Raw genomic sequence first — 4,079 nt, forward strand, 5'->3', positions numbered from 1 at the left:
CCGGCGAGCCGAGCCCCGAGGCCCGGTCGTAGCCGACGGTCGCCCCGTAGGCGCCGGGGTGGTCGCCGAGGTAGTCGTTGTCGCCGCTCGTGATGTCGTGGAAGTGCGCGGCGGGGGCGCGCCCCGCGAGGCGGTAGAGGAGGGGGTCGGCGAAGCCGACCGGCGCCGCGCAGCCCTTCTCCGCGTCCGCGAGGGCCAAGAGCCCGGCCCAGGTGGGCGCGGCGATCGAGGTCCCGCCGTAGGTGGACCAGACGCCGTCCTGGACGACGGCGTCGCCGGTCGAGGAGGAGGAGAAGGCCGAGACGTCCGGCACGAGCCGCCCGGGGGCCCCCGGCGCGACCCCGCGCTGGAAGGAGGGCTCGGGGAAGTCAGCCGAGGCCCCCCCGCCCCCCGAGCCGCCGAAGCTCCCGGGCACGTTCCAGACGCGCTCGCGGAGCTGGCCGCGGGGCCCGGGCGAGAGGGTCGTGCCCCCCACGCCGGTGACGAAGGGCTGGGCCGCGGGGTCCGCCACCGAGAGGGCGTCCGCGGGAGAGCCCCAGCCGGTCGCGCAGTCCTCCGAGCCGTGGTCCCCCGAGGCGGCGACGACGCTCATCCCCCCCGCCGCGGCCTCCTCGAAGATGCTGTCCTCAGCAGCAGAGAGCCCCGGCGAGAGCTCCCCCTCGCAGATCCCCCAGCTCGTCGACAAGACCGCGGCCCGCGAGCCGAGGACGATCGCCGAGTAGGTGTCGATCACCCCGGACTCAGACCACGGCCCCTCGTAGACCGAGAGGCGGGCGCGGGGCGCCACCGAGAGGAGGGACTCGACGTCGCTCGCCGCCTCCCCCGAGCCCGCCCCCACCCCCGCGCCGCCGTCGACGCGCTGCACCGCGAGCCGCGGCGCGAGGCCGTAGCAGGAGGCGTAGCGCGCGACGTCGTCCGCGCGGAAGGGCTCGAGCTCGAAGAGCGCGACGCGCACCCCCTGGCCGAAGTCGCCCGCCCCGTAGAGGGGGGAGAGGTCATAGGCAGACGCCAAGGTGTCGGCGGTCATCCCCCCCGTCGCGACCGCCGCCGCGCAGGGGACGGGGCCGCCCGAGGAGCCCGACGAGGTGACGGCGCGCCCCGGCACGGCGCGGCTTTCGGGCGCGCCCTCGGCGAGCGCGGCGTCGAAGTCGCTCAGCCCCGCGACGAAGGCCACCGCGGGGGCGATCGCGCGCCCGAGGAGCGGCCCCGCGGAGGCGCCGTAGGAGGGGGAGGGGCGTCCCGGCACGCGGTAGTCCGACAAGCCCAGCGAGAAGGCCGACTCCAGCACCCCGGCCGTCGTCGCGTAGGAGACGACGAGGCCGCCGTCGGAGAGCACCCCACCCGAAAGCCCGCGCGCCGCGAGGCCGGAGCGCACCGCCGAGACGACCGCGCGCGACGGCGCGAAGCGCGCCGCCACCGCCGCGGGCGCGAGGAAGTGGCGAAAGCGCGGGCTCGACGGGTCGCTCACCGAGGAGGCGAGCGCCGCGAGCCCCGCCGGGTCGCGCGGCACGAGCACGACGTCGAGGGTGATCGCGCGGCGCGGCGGCACCGGGCCGAGGAGCACCGAGCCGGGGGGCGGCGCGAGCACCCCCCCCAGGCGCACGAGCGAGGATGCCGAGCCGGCGCGCGAGAACAGCGGCGAGAGCGCGAGGCCGGCGAGCACGCCGAGGAGGAGGAGCAGGAGGAGGAGGCATCCACGCGCCCGGGGGAACTGGGCGCGTGGATGCGGTGCTGCCGCCGGCCGGTGGCCCGGGTGGTGCGCGCCGTGGCGGGTGGCGAGGGGGCTCCAGGAGGGCGGTCGCTCGACGGCGGGGTGGCGTGCCGGACGACGCCCGCTCGACGGCGTGGTGTGCTGGGCTCGACTTTCCGACATGGGTGGGTCCATCCGCGGCGTTCGGCGATTCGACTCGTGCCTAACGACCGTTCTCGCGTCCGATGTGAGAGAAGTTGCTGGGTGGCAAGGGAATCCACCGGCAGCGGACGACCGCCGCGCGCTCCACGACGCCCATCCGGCGCGCCCGGCCGTGCGGGTCGGCCAGGCGCTCCGTACGATGCGGCGGGGAGGTGGGGACGATGGCGACCGGCATCGAGGACCGCGCAGCACCGAGGAGCGCTCCGTGGGTGCGCCCGTCGTGACGCCCACCGCCTCCCGATGAGGTCTGTCGATGGCCGGTGAGACCCTGGCCCCCCCGGAGGGGAGCGGCACCGGGCAGCCGACCGCGGCACGCTCGCGTTGGGCGACCGCCCCCCGGCCGGCCGCCCTCGCCCTCGCGAGCTCGCTCCCCGAGGCGCTCAGCTACCGCCTGAAGCGGACGCTCCTCGGGCCGCCGATCGTCTCGGACCGCCTCTCCTCCGAGCGCCTCGGCAAGCCCACCGCGCTCGCGGTCCTCTCCTCGGACGTGATGTCCTCCTGCGCCTACGGCACAGAGGAGATGCTGCGGGTGCTGATCCCCGTCGGCGGGCTGGCCGCCTTCGGCCTCGTCACCCCGCTCACCCTCGCACTGCTGGCGGTGCTCGCCGTCGTCACCATCTGCTACCGCGACGTCGTCGCCTCCTACCCCAAGGCGGGGGGCTCCTACGTCGTGAGCCGCGACAACTTCGGGCCGAACATCGCCCAGGTGGCCGGCGCGGCGCTGCTCGTGAGCTACACGATCACGGTCGCGGTCTCGGTCGCCGCCGGCGTCGACGCGATCATCTCGGTCGCCCCCGAGCTGAAGAACCTCGCCGTCCCGTTGTCCATCGCCTTCGTGGTGCTGATCGCCTTCGCGAACCTGCGGGGGATCCGCGAGGCGGGCAGGGTCTTCGCGCTCCCGACGTACTTCTTCATCGCCAACATGGCGGCGCTCATCATCTGGGGGCTGATCAAGGCGGCGACGGGGACCCTCCCGCACACGCCGATCTCGCACGACCAGCTCCACCTCGGCACCAAGGGTGGCGGGCTCTTCCTCGGGGTCTCGGTCTTCTTCGTGCTGCGCGCCTTCGCGAACGGCGGCTCCGCGATGACCGGGACCGAGGCGATCTCCAACGGGGTGAGCATCTTCCGGGCGCCGCAGTCCAAGAACGCGAGGACGACCCTCGTCCTCATGTCCTGCATCCTCGGCACGATGTTCCTCGGCGTCTCGGTGCTCGCCTCGCTGACGCACGCCGTCCCCTTCGTCTCGGGGACGCCGACGGTGGTCTCCGAGATCGGCAAGCTCGTCTACGGCGGCGGCGTCGGGCGCGTCCTCTACATCAGCCTGCAGACGGCGACGGCGGTGATCCTCGTGCTCGCCGCGAACACGAGCTACACGGGCTTCCCCTTCCTCGTCTCCTTCGTCGCCGAGGACTCCTTCCTGCCACGCCAGCTCACGGTCCGCGGCCACCGCCTCGTCTTCTCGAACGGCATCCTCCTCCTCACCTTCGCCTCGATCGCCCTTTTGCTCGCGACCCAGGCGCAGGTCGCCTCGCTCATCCCGATGTACGCGATCGGCGTGTTCACCGGCTTCACGATGGCCGGTGCGGGCATGGCCAAGCACCACTTCGCCCACCGCGAGGACGGCTGGCGGCCGGGGGCGGCTGCCGTGGTGACCGCGGCGGTGGTCTGCGCGATCGTGGTCGCGGTCTTCGCCGTCACTGAGTTCACCCACGGCGCCTGGGTTGTCGTCGTCGTGATGCCCCTCCTCGTCTACGGCCTGATGCGGACCAACCGCCAGTACCGGACCGAGGCCGCAGTGCTCGCCGAGGGCGCTGCGACCGCCGCGCTCGAGACCCCGGTGCTGCGCCGCCATGCGGTCATCGTGCTCGTCGACCGCATAGACCTCGCCACCGCGCGGGCGATCCAGTACGCGCGCACGCTCGCTCCCGACGACCTGCGGGCGGTGCACTTCAACATCGACGAGCGGCCCACCGACCTCCTCATCGGCCGGTGGCGCCAGTTCGGCCTCGCCCGGCTCCCGCTCGACGTCATCGAGTGCCCGGACCGGCGCCTTGGCCGAGCGGCACTCGAGCTCGCCGCCGAGGCGGCCGACGGGGAGACCGAGGTCTCGATCCTGCTGCCCCGTCGCTCGTATCGCCGCGCGTGGGGCCGGCTGCTGCACGAC

The 4,079-nt window shown here is 74.4% G+C and carries 2 protein-coding genes; one reads left to right on the forward strand and one right to left on the reverse strand.

Annotated features, from left to right (window positions below; translation table 11 throughout):
• The coding region (locus VNF07_03790) for a S53 family serine peptidase (GenBank protein HVB05356.1) at positions 1-1,873 on the reverse strand (1,873 nt) is incomplete at its 3' end.
• A gap of 292 nt (positions 1,874-2,165) precedes the next feature.
• Between VNF07_03790 and VNF07_03795 the strand changes: the two genes are divergently transcribed.
• On the forward strand, positions 2,166-4,079 hold a 1,914-nt coding region (locus VNF07_03795; GenBank protein ID HVB05357.1), incomplete at its 3' end, for an APC family permease.

It is taken from the genome of Acidimicrobiales bacterium, assembly GCA_035533595.1.
Taxonomy (GTDB): Bacteria; Actinomycetota; Acidimicrobiia; order Acidimicrobiales; family Bog-793; genus DATLTN01.